Source organism: Leclercia sp. 1548 (genome assembly GCF_050435045.1).
GTDB lineage: Bacteria > Pseudomonadota > Gammaproteobacteria > Enterobacterales > Enterobacteriaceae > Enterobacter > Enterobacter adecarboxylatus.
In genome coordinates this window covers 169122-186682 of the sequence record NZ_JBNDJP010000003.1, presented here as the reverse complement: position 1 = coordinate 186682, position 17561 = coordinate 169122, and the positions used below count along the sequence as shown (strand labels likewise).

The window sequence follows — 17561 nt, the reverse complement described above, 5'->3', positions numbered from 1 at the left end:
AGGCGTTATCCGATGAAAAGACCTGTGCCGCATCCGTAGAGCCACTAATTGTCGTTTCTGCGGATGTTATAAACGGAGTAAATGCGATTAAGGCTGGAAAAAGTATTTTTAACGATTTTGTCGTTTTATTTAACTGAGGATAATTGTTATTCATTGCCACGTCCATTTGTGATTAAAAATGAACGGATATTTTAATGGGGATAAAAATTATTGTAAATATTTGATTTTGCAGACTAATTTGAAATATAGAAATTAAATTATTAATTTTAAAATCAATTCTGTATATCAATTTATTTTAAATTTTTAATTAACTATGAGTTAAATGCTTCATATTTCTTATTGTTAACAATTAATCGATCTGTAATTATAATATTATATCTTCTGATGATTTATTATTTGCGATATATATCTTTTGCCGCGACGGGATTTGCCAATCCTTGCGGTTAAGCCTGGCACAGGCGCAGACCCCTTCAAACGCCTGCCGTTCCTGTCTACACTGACTGCTACAACAAGAAAGCAGTTCAACCAGGTTAATCATGATACTCATTATTTACGCCCATCCTTATCCGCATCATTCCCATGCGAACAAACGGATGCTTGATCAAGTCAAGACGCTGGAGGGCGTAGAGATCCGTTCGCTCTACCAGCTCTACCCCGATTTCAATATAGATATCGCTGCCGAACAAGAAGCGATCGCCAGGGCCGATTTGATCGTCTGGCAACACCCGATGCAGTGGTACAGCACGCCCCCGTTGCTGAAACTGTGGATCGACAAAGTGTTCTCGCATGGCTGGGCATATGGTCATAACGGCAATGCGCTCAGGGGGAAAAGTCTGCTGTGGGCAGTGACCACCGGCGGCGGTGAAAGCCATTTTGACATCGGCTCCTTCCCCGGCTTTGAGGTACTGGCGCAACCGCTACAGGCAACGGCGCTGTATTGCGGCCTGAACTGGCTCCCGCCGTTTGCCATGCACTGCACCTTCGTCTGTGACGACGAAACGCTCCAGGCGCAGGCGCGCCACTATAAACAACGTTTACTCGACTGGCAGGAGACGCACCATGGATAGCCATACGCTGATTCAGGCGCTGATCTATTTAGGCGCTGCGGCTTTGATTGTGCCAGTTGCGGTACGCCTCGGGTTAGGATCAGTACTGGGGTATCTGATTGCCGGCTGCGTGATTGGGCCGTGGGGATTCCGGCTGGTTACTGACGCCGAGTCGATTCTGCACTTTGCCGAAATCGGCGTGGTGCTGATGCTGTTTGTCATCGGCCTTGAGCTGGATCCGCGTCGTCTGTGGAAGCTGCGCGCGTCGGTGTTTGGCGGCGGGGCATTGCAGATGCTGGCTTGCGGTCTACTGCTGGGCGGGTTCTGTATCCTGCTGGGCATGGACTGGAAGGTGGCAGGGCTGATCGGCATGACGCTGGCGCTCTCCTCCACGGCCATCGCCATGCAGGCCATGAACGAACGTAACCTGACGGTTTCCCGGATGGGGCGCAGCGCCTTCTCGGTGCTGCTATTCCAGGATATCGCGGCTATTCCGCTGGTGGCGATGATCCCGCTGCTGGCTGTATCCGGAGCGTCGACCACGCTTGGCGCTTTTGCGCTGTCGGCATTAAAGGTCGTCGGAGCGCTGACCCTGGTCGTCCTGCTCGGACGGTACGTCAGCCGACCGCTGCTGCGCTTTGTCGCCCGTTCCGGCCTGAGGGAAGTGTTCAGTGCCGTGGCCTTATTCCTGGTCTTCGGCTTTGGCCTGATGCTGGAAGAGGCGGGGCTGTCCATGGCGATGGGGGCGTTTCTGGCGGGCGTTCTGCTGGCGAGTTCGGAATATCGTCACGCGCTGGAAAGCGATATCGAGCCGTTTAAAGGCCTGCTGCTGGGGCTGTTTTTCATCGGCGTGGGGATGTCAGTCGACTTCGGAACGCTAGTGACGCATCCGCTGCGCATTGCCATCCTGCTGGTAGGTTTCCTGGTCATTAAAATGACGATGCTCTGGCTGGTGGCTCGTCCGCTAAAGGTGCCCGGAAAACAGCGTCGCTGGTTTGCCGTGCTGTTGGGGCAGGGGAGTGAATTCGCATTTGTGGTCTTCGGCGCAGCCAATATGGCAAACGTGCTCGATCCAGAATGGGCCAAGGCGCTGACGCTGGCGGTCGCGCTCTCAATGGCGGTCACGCCACTGCTGCTGGTCGTGTTGACCCGTCTGGAAGCGGCCGACAGCGGTCAGGAGCGTGAGGCAGATGAAATTGACGAGGAACAGCCGCGGGTGATCATTGCCGGGTTTGGTCGCTTCGGCCAGATCACCGGCCGTTTGTTGCTCTCCAGTGGCGTTAAGATGGTCATCCTCGATCACGATCCCGACCATATTGAAACCCTGCGTAAGTTCGACATGAAGGTTTTTTACGGTGATGCCACGCGCGTGGATCTGCTGGAGTCTGCCGGAGCGCACAAAGCCGAAGTGTTGATCAACGCGATAGACGATCCGAAAAATAGCCTGCAGCTGGTCGAGCTGGCGAAGACCCATTTCCCGCACCTGAAAATTATCTCCCGGGCGCGTGATATCGAGCATTACATCAAACTGCGTCAGGCAGGTGTCGATGCGCCGGAGCGTGAAACCTTTGAAGGGGCGCTGAAATCGGGTCGGCTGGCGCTGGAGAGTCTCGGACTCGGGGCATATGAAGCCCGGGAGCGAGCCGATCTGTTCCGCCGGTTTAATACTGAGATGGTCGAAGAGATGGCTGAAATGGCCGAGAATGATGCGAAGTCACGCGCGGCGGTGGTTAAACGTACCAGCGCTATGCTGATGGATATCATCAATGAAGATCGCAATCATCTCTCGCTGACGCAGCGTCACGGCTGGCAAGGAACGGAAGAGGGTAAGCATACCGGCGATCCGGGAGACGAGCCGGAAAGTAAACCACTGGCGTGAAGAGGGGTTGCCAGCAAATATAAAAAATTTCCTGTTCTTTACTCTGCCGCCAGTCGACGAAAGATTAAGCTTTCCGTATAGTGGCGGCAATTTTTTGCATCCGGGAAATAATCAATGATCAGTCTGATTGCGGCGCTTGCGGTAGATCGCGTGATCGGTATGGAAAATGCCATGCCGTGGAATCTGCCTGCCGATCTCGCGTGGTTTAAACGCACTACGTTGAACAAGCCGGTAGTAATGGGTCGCCTGACCTGGGAGTCAATCGGGCGTCCATTGCCGGGCCGTAAAAACATCGTTATAAGCAGCCAGCCCGGCACGGATGATCGTGTTGAGTGGGTCAAATCCGTTGACGAAGCCATTGCTGCCTGCGGTGATGCCGAAGAGGTAATGGTGATTGGTGGAGGCCGTGTGTATGAGCAATTCCTGCCGAAAGCGCAGAAATTATATCTGACACACATTGATGCTGAAGTGGAAGGGGATACCCATTTCCCGGACTACGATCCTGACGAGTGGGAATCGGTATTCAGCGAATTCCACGACGCGGATGCGCAAAATTCGCACAGCTATTGCTTCGAGATCCTTGAACGCCGCTAATGTTTTACTGCACCTTTCCCCACGGGAGAGGTGCAGCTCTCTGCTACGACGCTACCGCTTCATTCTCGCCTAAATCCAGATGCCGGTTCGACGGCTGAACAAAGTACGCTTTATCTTCCCAGCGCAGGCAGGTGAGTTCTCCACCCCAGCAGCAGCCGGTATCCAGCCCGTAAATACCCTCAGGCGTGCCTTTGCCCTCCAGCGACGCCCAGTGACCAAAGATCACGTTGTAATGGTCCGTCACCGGGCCGGGGATCGCAAACCAGGGTTTGAGCGGGGTCGGTGCGTTTTCCGGCACATCCTTGCAGTACATGTCCAGCTGACCGTTCGGGAAGCAGTAGCGCATGCGGGTAAAGGCGTTGGTGATAAAACGCAGGCGTGCTACGCCGCTAAGCTCCATACTCCAGTTGTTGGGCATGTCGCCATACATGGCATCAAGGAAGAAGGGGTAAGAGTCGCTGGAGAGCACGGCTTCGACGTCGCGTGCGCACTCTTTCGCGGTTTGCAGATCCCACTGCGGGGTAATACCCGCGTGCGCCATCACCAGCTGCTTCTCTTCATCGACCTGTAGCAGTGGCTGGCGACGCAGCCAGTTAATTAAGTCATCGGCGTCAGGTGCATCCAACAGCGGGTTGAGCCGGTCTTTCGGTTTATTACGGCTGATCCCGGCGTAAACCGCCAGCAGATGCAGATCGTGATTGCCAAGGACCAGCCGCACGCTGTCACCCAGCGATTTCACATAACGCAGCACTTCCAGCGAGCCAGGCCCGCGCGCAACGAGATCGCCGGTGAGCCATAGCGTGTCCGTACCGGGGGTAAACTCCACCTGCTTTAATAATGCGATCAGTTCATCGTAGCAACCATGAACGTCACCAATGAGATATGTAGACATGTTTAGTGAATGAGTGTTGGAACAGCCAGACGGAAAACAGGAATGGCAACGCGGAATGCGTTGCCGTCGGCATCGACCATTTCATAATGGCCCTGCATGGTACCCAGCGGTGTTTCGATTACCGCACCGCTGGTGTACTGATACTCTTCGCCGGGATCAATGTGCGGTTGTTCACCCACCACGCCTTCGCCCTGCACTTCAATTTCACGACCGTTGCCGTTGGTGATAAGCCAGTAACGCCCAAGCAGTTGCACAGGCGTCCGCCCCAGGTTGCGAATGGTGACCGTATAAGCAAAGACAAAGCGCTCTTCATCCGGGGTGGACTGTGACTCAATATAGATGCTTTGTACGTGAACACATACGCGGGGCGAATCAATCATGGCTTAGCTCTCCTTCGGCGGCGCATTTTCGCTGATGTAATTAGCCAGCTTGCAGTACTGTTCTACAGAGATGTTCTCTGCACGCATTGCCGGATCAATACCCAGCTCAGCCAACACTTCAACGGTAAACGTATTGCCAAGGCTGTTACGAATCGTTTTACGACGCTGGTTAAAGGCTTCAGTAGTAATACGGCTCAGGACACGCAGCTCTTTGACCGGGTACGGCTTGGTTTTATGCGGCACAAGGCGTACAACCGCAGAATCCACTTTTGGCGGCGGCGTGAACGCGGATGGCGGCACTTCGAGTACCGGGATCACGTTGCAGAAATATTGCGCCATCACGCTTAAACGACCATACGCTTTACTGTTTGGCCCTGCAACCAGTCGGTTAACGACCTCTTTTTGCAACATGAAGTGCATGTCGGCAATGGCATCAGTATAGCTAAACAGGTGGAACATCAGCGGCGTGGAGATGTTATACGGCAGGTTGCCGAACACGCGCAGCGGCTGACCAAGCTTCTCCGACAGTTCACCGAAGTTCATGGTCATGGCATCTTGCTGATAAATAGTCAGTTTCGGTCCAAGGAACGGGTGCGTCTGCAGACGGGCTGCCAGATCGCGGTCCAGTTCGATGACGGTCAGTTCATCCAGACGCTCGCCAACCGGCTCGGTCAGTGCGGCCAGACCCGGGCCGATCTCGACCATCGCCTGGCCTTTTTGTGGATTGATAGCCGAAACAATACTTTCGATCACGAACTGATCGTTGAGGAAGTTTTGCCCGAAACGTTTACGGGCTAAATGGCCCTGGTGGACGCGATTATTCATTGAGTATTAACAATCATTTTGATGGCGAGATTAAGCGCCGTAATAAAACTGCCGACATCTGCTTTTCCCTGGCCCGCTAAGTCAAGCGCAGTGCCATGGTCAACAGAAGTGCGAATAAAGGGTAAACCGAGGGTGATATTCACGCCGCGGCCAAATCCCTGGTATTTTAGCACGGGAAGGCCCTGATCGTGGTACATCGCCAGCACGGCATCTGCATGATCGAGATATTTTGGTTGAAACAGGGTATCCGCAGGCAGCGGCCCGCTGAGATTCATCCCCTGGGCACGCATCTCGTCCAGCACCGGAATAATGGTGTCGATCTCTTCCGTGCCCATATGGCCGCCTTCACCCGCGTGCGGGTTCAGGCCACACACCAGTACGTGCGGATCGGCGATACCGAATTTGGTGCGTAAATCATGGTGCAGAATGGCAATCACCTCGCGCAGCAGTTCCGGCGTAATGGCATCGGAAACCGCTTTGATCGGCAGATGCGTAGTCGCCAGCGCAACGCGCAGCTCCTCGGTGGCCAGCATCATCACCACTTTTGCGCTGTGCGAGCGCGCTTCAAAAAACTCGGTATGGCCGGTAAAAGCCACCCCCGCATCATTAATCACCCCTTTATGCACCGGCCCGGTGATCAGCGCGGCAAATTCGCCGCTCAGGCAGCCATCACAGGCGCGTGCCAGCGTTTCCACCACATAATGACCGTTTTCGGTACTGAGTTGTCCGGGAACAACGGGGGTACGCAGCGGGACAGGCAACAGCGTCAGGGTGCCCGCTTGCTGGGGGAGAGGCGCATTTTCTGCCTGATACGGCAGGAGCGTCAGCGGCAGATTAAGGGTTTTTGCTCGCGCCTCAAGTACGCTGGCATCGGCGCAGATCACCAGTTCGACCGGCCAGCTGCGCTGGGCAAGCTGGACGACCAAATCGGGACCAATCCCGGCAGGTTCGCCGGGAGTGATAACAACACGATGGTGTTTCATTAGTTGCTCAGAACTTTGACGTAAGCGCTGGCGCGTTGTTCCTGCATCCAGGTTGCCGCTTCTTCAGAGAACTTACGGTTGAACAGCATGCGGTACGCCCGGTCTTTCTGGGCTGCGTCGGTTTTATCCACGTTACGGGTGTCCAGCAGCTCAATCAAGTGCCAGCCGAAGGTGGAGTGAACCGGTTCGCTCAGCTGACCTTTGGTCATTCGCATCAGCGCATCGCGGAAAGCGGGATCATAAATATCCGCTGCCGCCCAGCCCAGATCGCCGCCCTGATTTGCAGAGCCTGGATCCTGAGAGAACTCTTTCGCGGCGTTAGCGAAGGAGGTTTTACCGCTGCGGATATCGGCAGCAATCTGCTGCAGCTTAGCCCGCGCCTGATCGTCATTCATCAGTGGGGATGGCTTGAGCAGAATGTGACGGGCATGCACTTCGGTGACGGAGATGCTCTTGCTTTGGCCGCGCAGGTCGTTCACTTTCAGAATGTGGAAGCCAACGCCGGAACGGATTGGACCGATGATATCGCCTTTCTTCGCCGTGCTCAGCGCCTGAGCGAAGATAGACGGCAGTTCCTGAATACGACCCCAGCCCATCTGGCCGCCTTTCAGTGCCTGCTGGTCAGCCGAGTAGGTGATCGCCAGTTTACCGAAATCACCACCATTACGCGCCTGATCGACGATCGAGCGTGCCTGGCTTTCCGCCTCAGCAACCTGGTCGGAAGACGGGTTTTCTGGCAGCGGGATCAGGATGTGGCTCAGGTTCAGTTCGGTGCTGGCATCATTCTGGTTACCCACCTGTTTTGCCAGCGCGTCCACTTCCTGCGGCAGAATAGTCACACGACGACGCACTTCGTTGTTGCGCACTTCTGAAATCAGCATCTCTTTACGGATCTGATTACGGTAGGTCGAATAGCTGATGCCGTCATAGGCCAGACGACTGCGCATCTGGTCGGCTGACATGTTGTTTTGCTTCGCAATGTTAGCGATAGCCTGATCGAGCTGCTCATCAGAGATCTTCACACCCATCTTCTGGCCCATCTGCAGAACGATCTGATCCATGATCAGACGTTCAAGGATCTGATGACGCAGTGTGGAATCATCCGGAAGTTGCTGACCTGCCTGACCCGCGTTGAGCTTCACAGACTGCATTAAACCATCAACGTCGCTCTCAAGTACCACACCGTTGTTCACAACGGCAGCGACTTTGTCGACAACCTGTGGGGCCGCGAAGCTGGTATTCGCGACCATAGCGATACCGAGCAGCAGCGTTTTCCAGTTCTTCATACTTTTTCCATATCAATTAACCGCAATGCGGATTACGTTGTAAATCAAGCACATTATAAGGAACTACGGTACGGCAGAATCGGTGAGCGCAGCATCTGCTGAGTGCCCAGGCCATAGTTGGAACTCAGGCCACGCAATTCGATGTTAAAGCCGATGACGTTATCGTACTCGCTCTGACCTTTGTCAGGATCCCAGCCATTCAGCTTACGTTCGTACCCGACGCGGATCGCGTAGCAGCAGGAGCTGTACTGCACACCCAGCATCTGATCGGCCGACTTACTCTGATTGGTATCAAAGTAATACGCCCCGACGATTGACCAGCGATCGGCAATCGGCCAACTGGCGGTACCCCCCACTTGCGAAATGCCCTCTTTGTACTGATCCGCCGTCGAGAAGTTAGGCAGCGTTGCCTGGATATATTCCGGGCTGGCGTAACGGTAGCTAAGCTGAACCATGCGGTCTTCATCACGGCGATACTCAATGGCGGCATTGCTGGTAGCAACGTTATCCAGACGCGTATCGTACTGCAGACCGCCACGCAGTCCCCAGCGATCGGTCATGCGCCAGTAGGTATCGCCCGCCCAGACCAGTGAACCCGTTTTGTTGTTTTTCTCCCAGTTGATGTTGTCATCGCCGGTACGCGATTCTGTGAAGTAGTAGATTTGACCCACAGAAGCATTAAAACGTTCAACGGAAGCATCATCATAAACGCGGGTTGTGACGCCGGTCGTCACCTGGTTGGCCGAGGCAATACGGTCCAGACCACCGTAGGTACGGTCGCGGAACAGACCGCTATAGTCGGATTGCAGCAGTGAAGAGTCGTAGTTATTGATTTTGCTCTGATCGCGATACGGCACGTACAGGTATTGCGCGCGCGGCTCCAGGGTCTGGGTATACCCCTCGCTCCAGTTCATGTCACGCTCGAAGACCAGCTTGCCGTCCATTTTAAACTGCGGCAGCGTACGATTAACGGTCTCTTCCAGATGAGTACCGTTAGTGGCGTTGTACGTTTCCAGATTATCCTGCTGATAGTGGGTTGCCATCAGCTTCACTTCAGTATCCAGGCTTGCCCAGTCGTTAGACACCGGCAGGTTGATCGTCGGCTCAAGGTGAATACGGGTGGCTTCTGGCATATCCGAGTTGGTATTCACGAAATGCACGGCCTGGCCGTAGATACGAGTATCAAACGGGCCGACATCATTCTGGTACCAGTTGACGTCCAGCTGCGGTTCAGCCCCGTAGGTGCTGGCGTTCTGGCTGCTGAACACCTGGAACTGACGGGTGGACACGGTGGCGTCAAAGTTTTTCACCGCGTAGCCTGCGCTAAAGATCTGCGTGGCGTAACCGTCGGTACTGGAACCGTATTTTGTTGTAAAGTCGTTGAAATAGTACGGATCGCTGACTTTGGTATAGTTGACGTTAAAGCGCCATACCTGATCCATTACCCCACCATGTTGCCAGTAGTACAACCAGCGGTGGCGATCACCCTCGGTGGGGTGCTCGTCTTCAAAGACTTTATCTGATGGCAGATAGTCCAGCTCCATCAGACCTTCACCCGCGTGCGTCAGATAACGGAACTCGTTTTCCCACATGATGTTGCCGCGCTTATGGATATAGTGCGGCGTGATCGTGGCGTCCATGTTGGGCGCGATGTTCCAGTAGTACGGCAGGTAGAATTCGAAATAGTTGTTGGTGCTGTACTGAGCGTTCGGGATCAGGAAGCCTGAACGACGTTTGTCGCCCACGGGCAGCTGCAGATACGGGCTATAGAAGACCGGTACCGGACCGAGCTTAAAGCGGGCATTCCAGATCTCCGCAACCTGCTCTTCGCGGTCGTGGATTACTTCGCTACCGACCACGCTCCAGGTATCAGAGCCCGGCAGACAGGAAGTAAAGGTCCCGTTTTCAAGAATGGTATAGCGGTTTTCACCGCGCTGTTTCATCAGGTCGGCTTTACCGCGCCCCTGACGGCCCACCATTTGATAGTCACCTTCCCAGACGTTGGTATCTTTGGTATTCAGGTTCGACCAGGCTTTCGGACCTTTCAGGATGACCTGATTATCGTCATAGTGCACATTACCCAGCGCATCCACGGTTCGTACTGGTTCTGCCGCGCCTTCTGGCTGTTTCTGGTGCAACTGAACTTCATCGGCCTGCAAACGGCTGTTGCCCTGGTTAATATCCACATTGCCGCTAAACACGGCGTCGTCAGGATAATTCCCTTTTGCATTGTCAGCCGTGATGGTGACCGGTAGCGTGTTCGTATCACCCTGTACCAGCGGGCGATCATAGCTGGGCACACCCAGCTTACATTGCGAGGCGAGATCGGCTGCGAGACCCTGTTGACTGTACAAAGCACTCGCTATCATCGTGGCCAGAAGGGTGGGGATACGTTTTTTCATACGTTTTATTTATTGTTCCGTCATCAGTGGCTTATCGCTGGCAAACGGTCAGAGACTATCTTACTCATCATCACAGTGCCAGCGTTAATCCTGCCCGTAAACAAGCCGTGGTGATAGGCTCGTTATTGAATGACGAGTATGATAATGCAAATTATAGGCGATGTCCTTCAATTGACCGTGGCCCGGCCACCGGAATGATGGCGTTCGCGGGATCAAATACATCACCATTTGGGGAGTATATGCAGTATTGGGGAAAAATTATCGGCGTAGCGTTCGCTTTACTGATGGGCGCGGGCTTCTGGGGTATCGTTCTGGGCCTGATTATCGGACATATGTTTGATAAAGCTCGAAGTCGTAAGATGGCCTGGTTTGCCAACCAGCGTGAACGTCAGGCACTTTTTTTTGCGACGACGTTTGAGGTCATGGGGCATCTGACCAAATCGAAAGGGCGGGTGACCGAGGCCGACATCCATATCGCCAGCCTGTTTATGGACCGTATGAACCTGCACGGCGACTCCCGCGCGGCGGCACAACACGCATTTCGTATCGGCAAGGCGGATAACTATCCCCTGCGTGAAAAAATGCGTCAGTTTCGCAGTATTTGCTTTGGGCGCTTCGATTTAATTCGGATGTTTCTGGAGATCCAGATCCAGGCGGCGTTCGCCGACGGCTCGCTTCACCCGAACGAACGTGCGGTGCTGTATGTTATTGCTGAAGAGCTGGGGATCTCCCGCACGCAGTTTGATCAGTTCCTGCGCATGATGCAGGGCGGCGCGCAGTTTGGCGACGGCTATCAACAGCAGCAGGCGGGCGGTGGTGGCTGGCAGCAGGCACAGCGCGGGCCTACCCTGGAAGATGCCTGTAACGTGCTGGGCGTGAAGCCCACCGATGAGCCAACGACCATTAAGCGCGCCTATCGCAAGCTGATGAGTGAGCACCATCCAGACAAGCTGGTGGCAAAAGGTTTACCGCCGGAAATGATGGAGATGGCGAAGCAAAAAGCGCAGGAAATTCAAAAAGCGTACGAACTTATCAAAGAGCAGAAGGGCTTTAAGTAAGGCTCAAGGCTGTAGGCCCGGCAAGCGTAGCGCCGCCGGGCAAACATCAGAAATCCGCCGGGGCCTTAAAGGTCATCGGCGTACCGTATTCCGGATGGGTGATGGCCAGCATCTCTGCATGCAGCTGCAGCCGCGGCGCCATGGCCCGGGCTTCTGGCGTGGCATAGAAGCGGTCACCCAGAATAGGATGACCCAGTGCCAGCATATGCACACGCAGCTGGTGCGAGCGGCCGGTAATCGGTTTTAACAGCACGCGAGCGCTGTTATCCGCCGCGTACTCCAGAACTTCATACTCGGTTTGCGCCGCTTTGCCGGTCTCGTAGCAGACCTTCTGCATCGGACGATTCGGCCAGTCGCAGATCAGCGGCAGGTCAATCAGCCCTTCCGCCGGTTTTGGATGTCCCCAGACGCGCGCAAGGTACTGCTTCTTCGGCTCGCGCTCACGAAACTGCCGCTTCAGTTCACGCTCTGCCGCCTTGGTCAGCGCGACCACAATCACACCGCTGGTGGCCATGTCCAGACGATGCACAGACTCTGCCTGCGGATAGTCGCGTTGAACGCGCGTCATCACGCTGTCTTTGTGATCGTCCAGTCTGCCCGGTACGGACAACAAGCCGCTCGGCTTGTTGACCACCATAATGTGCTCATCCTGATACAGAATGACCAGCCACGGATCCTGCGGCGGATTGTAGGGTTCCATCAACATTTTGCGCTCCGCTTACTGATGCGTCACAACGATGAGACGCAGCGCATCCAGACGCCATCCCGCCTGATTCAGGCTTTCGAGTACCTGCTGACGATTGCTCTCAATCGCCGCCAGTTCATCGTCACGAATGTTCGGATTGACCGCGCGCAGGGCTTCCAGACGCGACAGCTCCGCCGACAGTTTTTCATCCGCTTCGCTGCGTGCAGCGTCAATCAATGCCCGCGCCGCTTTCTCGATCTGCGGCTCACCCTGCTGCAGGATGGTATAGACGTCCTGCTGCACCGCATTCACCAGCTTGCTGCCGGTGTGGCGGTTCACCGCACTCAGCTGACGGTTAAAGCTCTCAAACTCCACCTGCGCCGCCAGGTTGGTGCCATTCTTATCCAGCAGCAGACGCACCGGCGTGGCAGGCAGGAAGCGGCTGAGCTGCAGCTGTTTCGGTGCCTGGGCTTCAACCACGTAGATCAGCTCCAGCAGCAGTGTCCCCACCGGCAGCGCCTTGTTCTTCAGCAGCGAAATGGTACTGCTGCCGGTATCGCCTGAGAGGATCAGATCCAGGCCGTTACGGATCAGCGGATGCTCCCAGGTAATGAACTGGGCATCCTCGCGGGAGAGCGCCACATCACGTTCAAAGGTGATAGTGCAGCCATCTTCCGGCAGACCCGGGAAATCAGGGACCAGCATATGATCGGACGGCGTCAGCACAATCATGTTCTCGCCGCGATCGTCCTGGTTGATACCGACGATATCAAACAGGTTCATGGCGAAGCTGATCAGGCTGGTATCGTCATCCTGCTCTTCGATGCTCTCGGCCAGCGCCTGGGCCTTTTCGCCGCCGTTGGAGTGGATCTCCAGCAGACGGTCACGGCCCTGTTCCAGCTGCGCTTTCAGGGCTTCATGCTGCTCGCGGCAGGTTTTGATCAGATCGTCGAAACCGTCCGTGTTTTCCGGTGCCGCCAGATACCCGGTCAGCTCGCTGTGCACGTTGTCGTAAATAGTACGGCCGGTCGGGCAGGTATGTTCAAACGCATCCAGCCCTTCGTGGAACCAGCGCACCAGTACTGACTGGGCGGTTTTTTCCAGATACGGGACGTGGATCTGAATGTCGTGTGCCTGACCAATACGATCCAGACGGCCGATGCGCTGCTCCAGCAGATCCGGGTTGAAGGGGAGATCGAACATCACCAGACGGCTGGCGAACTGGAAGTTACGCCCTTCGGAGCCGATTTCGGAGCAGAGCAGCACCTGTGCGCCGCTGTCCTCTTCGGAGAACCACGCCGCCGCACGGTCACGTTCAATAATGGACATGCCTTCATGGAACACTGCCGCGCGGATACCTTCCCGCTCGCGCAGAACCTGCTCAAGCTGGAGCGCAGTGGTCGCTTTGGCGCAGATCACCAGCACCTTCTGCGAGCGGTTGGCGGTCAGATAGCCCATCAGCCACTCAACGCGGGGATCGAAGTTCCACCAGGTGCCACTGTCGCCTTCAAATTCCTGATAAATCTGTTCCGGGTAAAGCATGTCCCGGGCACGCTCTTCTGCTGTTTTGCGCGCACCCATGATGCCTGACACCTTGATCGCCGTCTGGTACTGGGTCGGCAGCGGCAGGCGAATGGTATGCAGCTCGCGTTTAGGGAAGCCTTTCACCCCGTTACGGGTGTTACGGAACAGGACGCGGCTGGTGCCGTGGCGATCCATCAGCATGGAGACCAGCTCCTGACGCGCGGCTTCAGCACCCTCACGATCGCTGTTGGCGGCCTGTAGCAACGGCTCGATATCCTGTTCGCCAATCAGCTCGCCCAGGGTGTTCAGCTCCTCGTTGGAGAGGTGCTTGCCCGCCAGCAGCAGGGCAACGGCGTCGGCTACCGGGCGGTAATTGTTCTGCTCTTCGACAAAGAGCGCGAAGTCATGGAAGCGGTTTGGATCCAGCAGACGTAGACGCGCAAAGTGGCTCTCCAGACCCAGCTGTTCCGGGGTAGCAGTCAGCAGTAACACACCCGGTACACGCTCGGCCAGCTGTTCAATCGCCATGTACTCACGGCTCGGCGCATCTTCGCTCCAGACCAGGTGATGGGCTTCGTCGACCACCATGATGTCCCACTCGGCGTCGCACAGATGCTCCAGGCGCTGTTTGCTACGGCGAACAAAGTCCAGGGAGCAGATCACCAGCTGTTCGGTTTCGAACGGGTTATCCGCATCGTGCTGGGCTTCGGCGTAGCGCTCATCGTCAAACAGGGAGAAACGCAGGTTAAAGCGGCGCAGCATCTCCACCAGCCATTGGTGTTGCAGGGTTTCCGGCACCACAATGAGCACGCGCTCGGCTGCGCCGGAGAGCAACTGCTGATGCAAAATCATGCCCGCTTCGATGGTTTTACCTAACCCCACTTCATCGGCCAGCAGGACGCGCGGTGCATAGCGGCGACCGACGTCATGGGCAATGTTTAACTGATGGGGGATCAGGCTGGTACGCTGGCCGCGCAGGCCGCTCCACGGCATACGGTACTGTTCGCTCTGGAACTTACGCGCGCGGTAGCGCAGCGAGAAGCGATCCATACGGTCAATCTGACCGGCGAACAGGCGATCCTGTGGCTTGCTAAATACCAGTTTGCTGTCGAGCAGCACTTCGCGCAGCATGACATCGGCCTCTTCGGTATCGAGGCGAGTGCCGATATAGGCGAGCAGTCCATTCTCTTCTTTTACGTCTTCAATCTTCAGCTGCCAGCCCTCATGGCTGGTAACGGTGTCGCCCGGGTTGAACATCACGCGGGTAACAGGGGAATCATTGCGAGCATACAGACGGTTTTCACCGGTGGCGGGGAAAAGGAGAGTCACCATACGCGCATCCAGCGCAACCACAGTTCCTAACCCAAGTTCGCTTTCTGTGTCGCTGATCCAGCGTTGACCAAGTGTAAAAGGCATATTTGTTCGGCTCTAATCTTTAATTGCAGGCAATAGTTCAACCACCGATCATAAATGACGGCAATTGAATAATGGGTCCGGGAATGGAAAGGGCGCTATGGTACTGGATGGCAGCGATTTCGTCACCTGTCAAAATAGCCCCAACTGACCTGTCATCAGTGTAGCAAAGTCGTCGTCCATGAAAGGTAAAATTCCGTCTGCCACGGGCTGCAGTTGCCGTGTCAGGTAGTGCTCATAGTCAAGCGGAGCGCGCTGATAATCCACCGGCTCCGGGCCGCTGGTGGTCCAGACATATTTGATTGTGCCGCGGTTCTGGTACTGCGGCACCCGCCCAAGACGGACGTTCTCTTCATCGGCAAGCCGGGCGGCACGGACGTGCGGCGGCACGTTGCGCTGATACTCCGCCAGCGGGCGGCGCAGGCGTTTGCGGTACACCAGCTGGTCATCCAGTTCACCCGCCATCAGGCTGGCAATGGTCTCACGCACAAACTCCTGATAAGGCTCGCGACGGAAGATTTTCAGATAAAGTGCCTGCTGGAAGTGCTGCGCCAGCGGGGTCCAGTCGGTACGTACTGTCTCCAGCCCTTTGAACACCATTCGCTGCGTTTCCCCCTCCTGGATAAGCCCGGCATAGCGCTTTTTACTGCCCTGATCGGTACCCCGAATGGTGGGCATTAAAAAGCGGCAGAAGTGGGTCTCATACTCCAGTTCAAGGGCGCTGGTTAAGCCAGCCTGCTGCAGATGAGCCTGCCACCACTCATTAACGTACGCCACCAGCGACTGGCCGATGGCGGCCGCCTCGTGTTCGCTGTGCGCGCCCTTAAGCCAGACAAAGGTTGAATCGGTATCGCCATAAATCACGTCATAGCCCCGGGACTCTACCAACACTTTGGTCTGGCGCATGATTTCATGGCCGCGCATGGTGATCGATGACGCCAGGCGCGGGTCGAAGAAGCGGCACGCGCTGGTACCCAGCACGCCGTAAAAGGCATTCATGATGATCTTTAGCGCCTGGGAGAGAGGCTTGTTGCCGTGGCGTTTGGCCTCTTCGCGACCGTGCCAGATCTGGCTGACAATCTCCGGCAGGCAGTGTTTTTCCCGGGAAAAGCGCGCCCCGAGGAAGCCTTCAGTGCTGTGCTCATCATCCGGCTGCGCCAGGCCTTCCACCAGCCCGACCGGATCGATAAGAAAGGTACGGATGATCGACGGATAGAGGCTTTTGTAATCCAGCACCAGCACCGAGTCGTACAGGCCGGGGCGGGAGTCCATCACATAGCCGCCGGGGCTGGCCTGGGGCGGCACGTCACCCAGGTTCGGGGCTACATAGCCCGCCCGGTGCATGCGCGGAAAATAGAGGTGGCTGAAAGCGGCTACCGAGCCGCCGTGCCGGTCAACGGCAAGGCCATTGACCGTGGCGCGCTCCAGCAGGAACGGCATGATGTCGGTTTTGTGAAAAATGCGCGTGACCAGCTCGCAATCTTTCAGGTTATAGGTGGCCAGCGCCGGTTTATTTTCGGCGAAGCGGCGGTCGATCTCGTCCATCCTGTCCCACGGGTTGTCGATGGATTTGCCCTCGCCGAGCAGCTCCTGTGACACCGACTCCAGCGAAAACGACGGAAAACTCCAGAACGCCGATTTCAACGCCTCGATACCGTCGATAATCAGGCGTCCGTTCGCCTGGGCGAAGAAGACGCCGTTTTTAAAGCCGTGCTCGCGCCACTCCAGCTCGCTGTTCCCGCGCCCGAGCAACAGCGGAATGCGGTAGCGTTCGGCGTGCTTTTGCAGCACCCGCAGGTCAAACTGTACGACGTTCCAGCCGATGATCACGTCCGGGTCGTGCTGTGCAAACCACGCATTGAGCTTCTCGAGCAGTTGGGGACGGCTGTTAACGTAGATAAGATCAAAATCGAGCGTGGCGGCATCGCCATTTGCCGGGCCGAGCATATAGACAACACGCTGGCCGCAGCCCTCAATGCCAATGCAGTACAGCTCGCCGTGGCGGGTGGTTTCAATATCCACCGACGCCCATTTCAGCGGCGGGCGATAGTGCGGGTTAGGCTTGAGGCGGGCATTGATCAGGCGATCGCCCAGAGGTGTACCGTCCACCCAGACCGGGGCGGTAATAAAGCGCTCCATCAGAAAGCGTTCCGGGGGGCGAACATCGGCTTCATACAGGGTCACGCCTGCTTCGCGCAGCAGTTTTTCATAACGCATCAGCTGGCGATGGGCGCGGCAGTAAAGACCGTAGACCGGACGACGCTGGAAATCTTTCAGTTCAAGGGGCGTCAGGCGCCAGCCGCTTTCATCGCGCAGCAGCTGTCGGGTCTTTTCGACGTCTGGCTCAGGTATAAAGGCAACGGACTCCTGCGGCGGCAGGGTGATGTGCAGCGGGCCATTGTCAGTCGCCAGCCAGAATTCCACTTCGGTACCTTGAGGGGTATCCCGCCAGTGTCGGGTCAGTAAAAAGCCTTGTTGCGCCTGCGCCACGCCGTTTTCTCATAAAACAAAACCAGGCGTGAGTATAGCCTGGTTGCGGGTGTTTTGCTGGGGTTTTATACAGGCATTCCTTCACCTTCTCCCAAAGGGGAGAA

General features: G+C 55.9%; 13 protein-coding genes. 4 read left to right on the top strand and 9 right to left on the bottom strand.

Annotated elements, in window-relative coordinates; translation table 11 throughout:
* Nucleotides 1-536: 536 nt before the first annotated feature.
* The 3 genes from kefF (at nucleotide 537) to folA (ending at nucleotide 3519) form a co-directional block, all read left to right on the top strand.
* Nucleotides 537-1067, top strand: a complete 531-nt coding sequence (gene kefF, locus ABIE02_RS10400; RefSeq protein ID WP_032616468.1) for a glutathione-regulated potassium-efflux system oxidoreductase KefF — start codon at nucleotides 537-539, stop codon at nucleotides 1065-1067.
* Nucleotides 1060-2925, top strand: a complete 1866-nt coding sequence (gene kefC / locus ABIE02_RS10395) for a glutathione-regulated potassium-efflux system protein KefC (protein WP_032616469.1) — start codon at nucleotides 1060-1062, stop codon at nucleotides 2923-2925. The genes kefF and kefC overlap by 8 nt, the downstream gene beginning before the upstream one ends.
* A 114-nt stretch (nucleotides 2926-3039) precedes the next feature.
* Nucleotides 3040-3519, top strand: a complete 480-nt coding sequence (gene folA / locus ABIE02_RS10390; RefSeq protein WP_032616470.1) for a type 3 dihydrofolate reductase — start codon at nucleotides 3040-3042, stop codon at nucleotides 3517-3519.
* A gap of 43 nt (nucleotides 3520-3562) precedes the next feature.
* On the opposite strand, the gene apaH is transcribed toward folA, so the two are convergent.
* Genes apaH through lptD form a run of 6 tightly spaced genes read right to left on the bottom strand, consistent with a single transcriptional unit; the run spans nucleotide 3563 to nucleotide 10287 of the window.
* Nucleotides 3563-4411, bottom strand: coding sequence for a bis(5'-nucleosyl)-tetraphosphatase (symmetrical) ApaH (gene apaH, locus ABIE02_RS10385; protein ID WP_077227138.1), 849 nt, complete (start codon nucleotides 4409-4411; stop codon nucleotides 3563-3565).
* A gap of 2 nt (nucleotides 4412-4413) precedes the next feature.
* The gene (apaG, locus tag ABIE02_RS10380; protein ID WP_032616473.1) at nucleotides 4414-4791 is read right to left on the bottom strand and encodes a Co2+/Mg2+ efflux protein ApaG; all 378 of its coding nucleotides are present in this window, start codon (nucleotides 4789-4791) and stop codon (nucleotides 4414-4416) included.
* 3 nt (nucleotides 4792-4794) lie between these two features.
* On the bottom strand, nucleotides 4795-5616 hold the full coding sequence (gene rsmA, locus ABIE02_RS10375; RefSeq protein WP_077227139.1) for a 16S rRNA (adenine(1518)-N(6)/adenine(1519)-N(6))-dimethyltransferase RsmA: 822 nt from the start codon (nucleotides 5614-5616) through the stop codon (nucleotides 4795-4797).
* Complete coding sequence (gene pdxA, locus ABIE02_RS10370; protein WP_148568718.1) at nucleotides 5613-6599, bottom strand: 4-hydroxythreonine-4-phosphate dehydrogenase PdxA; 987 nt, start codon at nucleotides 6597-6599, stop codon at nucleotides 5613-5615. The genes rsmA and pdxA overlap by 4 nt, the downstream gene beginning before the upstream one ends.
* Nucleotides 6599-7885, bottom strand: coding sequence for a peptidylprolyl isomerase SurA (gene surA, locus ABIE02_RS10365; protein ID WP_059308746.1), 1287 nt, complete (start codon nucleotides 7883-7885; stop codon nucleotides 6599-6601). The genes pdxA and surA overlap by 1 nt, the downstream gene beginning before the upstream one ends.
* Nucleotides 7886-7938: 53 nt before the next feature.
* The gene (gene lptD, locus ABIE02_RS10360) at nucleotides 7939-10287 is read right to left on the bottom strand and encodes an LPS assembly protein LptD (RefSeq protein ID WP_032616477.1); all 2349 of its coding nucleotides are present in this window, start codon (nucleotides 10285-10287) and stop codon (nucleotides 7939-7941) included.
* Nucleotides 10288-10526: 239 nt separating this feature from the next.
* On the opposite strand from lptD, the gene djlA reads away from it, so the two are divergent.
* Complete coding sequence (gene djlA, locus ABIE02_RS10355; RefSeq protein ID WP_032616478.1) at nucleotides 10527-11345, top strand: co-chaperone DjlA; 819 nt, start codon at nucleotides 10527-10529, stop codon at nucleotides 11343-11345.
* 46 nt (nucleotides 11346-11391) lie between these two features.
* On the opposite strand, the gene rluA is transcribed toward djlA, so the two are convergent.
* The 3 genes from rluA to polB all read right to left on the bottom strand — a co-directional run bounded on the left by rluA (nucleotide 11392) and on the right by polB (nucleotide 17457).
* The gene (rluA, locus tag ABIE02_RS10350; RefSeq protein ID WP_336994885.1) at nucleotides 11392-12051 is read right to left on the bottom strand and encodes a bifunctional tRNA pseudouridine(32) synthase/23S rRNA pseudouridine(746) synthase RluA; all 660 of its coding nucleotides are present in this window, start codon (nucleotides 12049-12051) and stop codon (nucleotides 11392-11394) included.
* Nucleotides 12052-12063: 12 nt separating this feature from the next.
* Complete coding sequence (gene rapA / locus ABIE02_RS10345; protein ID WP_077227142.1) at nucleotides 12064-14970, bottom strand: RNA polymerase-associated protein RapA; 2907 nt, start codon at nucleotides 14968-14970, stop codon at nucleotides 12064-12066.
* 129 nt (nucleotides 14971-15099) lie between these two features.
* Nucleotides 15100-17457 (bottom strand): DNA polymerase II, encoded by a 2358-nt coding sequence (gene polB, locus ABIE02_RS10340; RefSeq protein WP_336994884.1) that lies wholly within the window; start codon nucleotides 17455-17457, stop codon nucleotides 15100-15102.
* Between the last annotated feature and the right edge of the window lie 104 nt (nucleotides 17458-17561).

What these genes read in the sequence shown, in the direction of transcription:
- kefF (WP_032616468.1), top strand. Translation starts at nt 537, where the DNA reads ATGATACTCATTATTTACGCCCATCCTTATCCGCATCATTCCCATGCG.
- kefC (WP_032616469.1), top strand. Translation starts at nt 1,060, where the DNA reads ATGGATAGCCATACGCTGATTCAGGCGCTGATCTATTTAGGCGCTGCG.
- folA (WP_032616470.1), top strand. Translation starts at nt 3,040, where the DNA reads ATGATCAGTCTGATTGCGGCGCTTGCGGTAGATCGCGTGATCGGTATG.
- apaH (WP_077227138.1), bottom strand. Translation starts at nt 4,411, where the DNA reads ATGTCTACATATCTCATTGGTGACGTTCATGGTTGCTACGATGAACTG.
- apaG (WP_032616473.1), bottom strand. Translation starts at nt 4,791, where the DNA reads ATGATTGATTCGCCCCGCGTATGTGTTCACGTACAAAGCATCTATATT.
- rsmA (WP_077227139.1), bottom strand. Translation starts at nt 5,616, where the DNA reads ATGAATAATCGCGTCCACCAGGGCCATTTAGCCCGTAAACGTTTCGGG.
- pdxA (WP_148568718.1), bottom strand. Translation starts at nt 6,599, where the DNA reads ATGAAACACCATCGTGTTGTTATCACTCCCGGCGAACCTGCCGGGATT.
- surA (WP_059308746.1), bottom strand. Translation starts at nt 7,885, where the DNA reads ATGAAGAACTGGAAAACGCTGCTGCTCGGTATCGCTATGGTCGCGAAT.
- lptD (WP_032616477.1), bottom strand. Translation starts at nt 10,287, where the DNA reads ATGAAAAAACGTATCCCCACCCTTCTGGCCACGATGATAGCGAGTGCT.
- djlA (WP_032616478.1), top strand. Translation starts at nt 10,527, where the DNA reads ATGCAGTATTGGGGAAAAATTATCGGCGTAGCGTTCGCTTTACTGATG.
- rluA (WP_336994885.1), bottom strand. Translation starts at nt 12,051, where the DNA reads ATGTTGATGGAACCCTACAATCCGCCGCAGGATCCGTGGCTGGTCATT.
- rapA (WP_077227142.1), bottom strand. Translation starts at nt 14,970, where the DNA reads ATGCCTTTTACACTTGGTCAACGCTGGATCAGCGACACAGAAAGCGAA.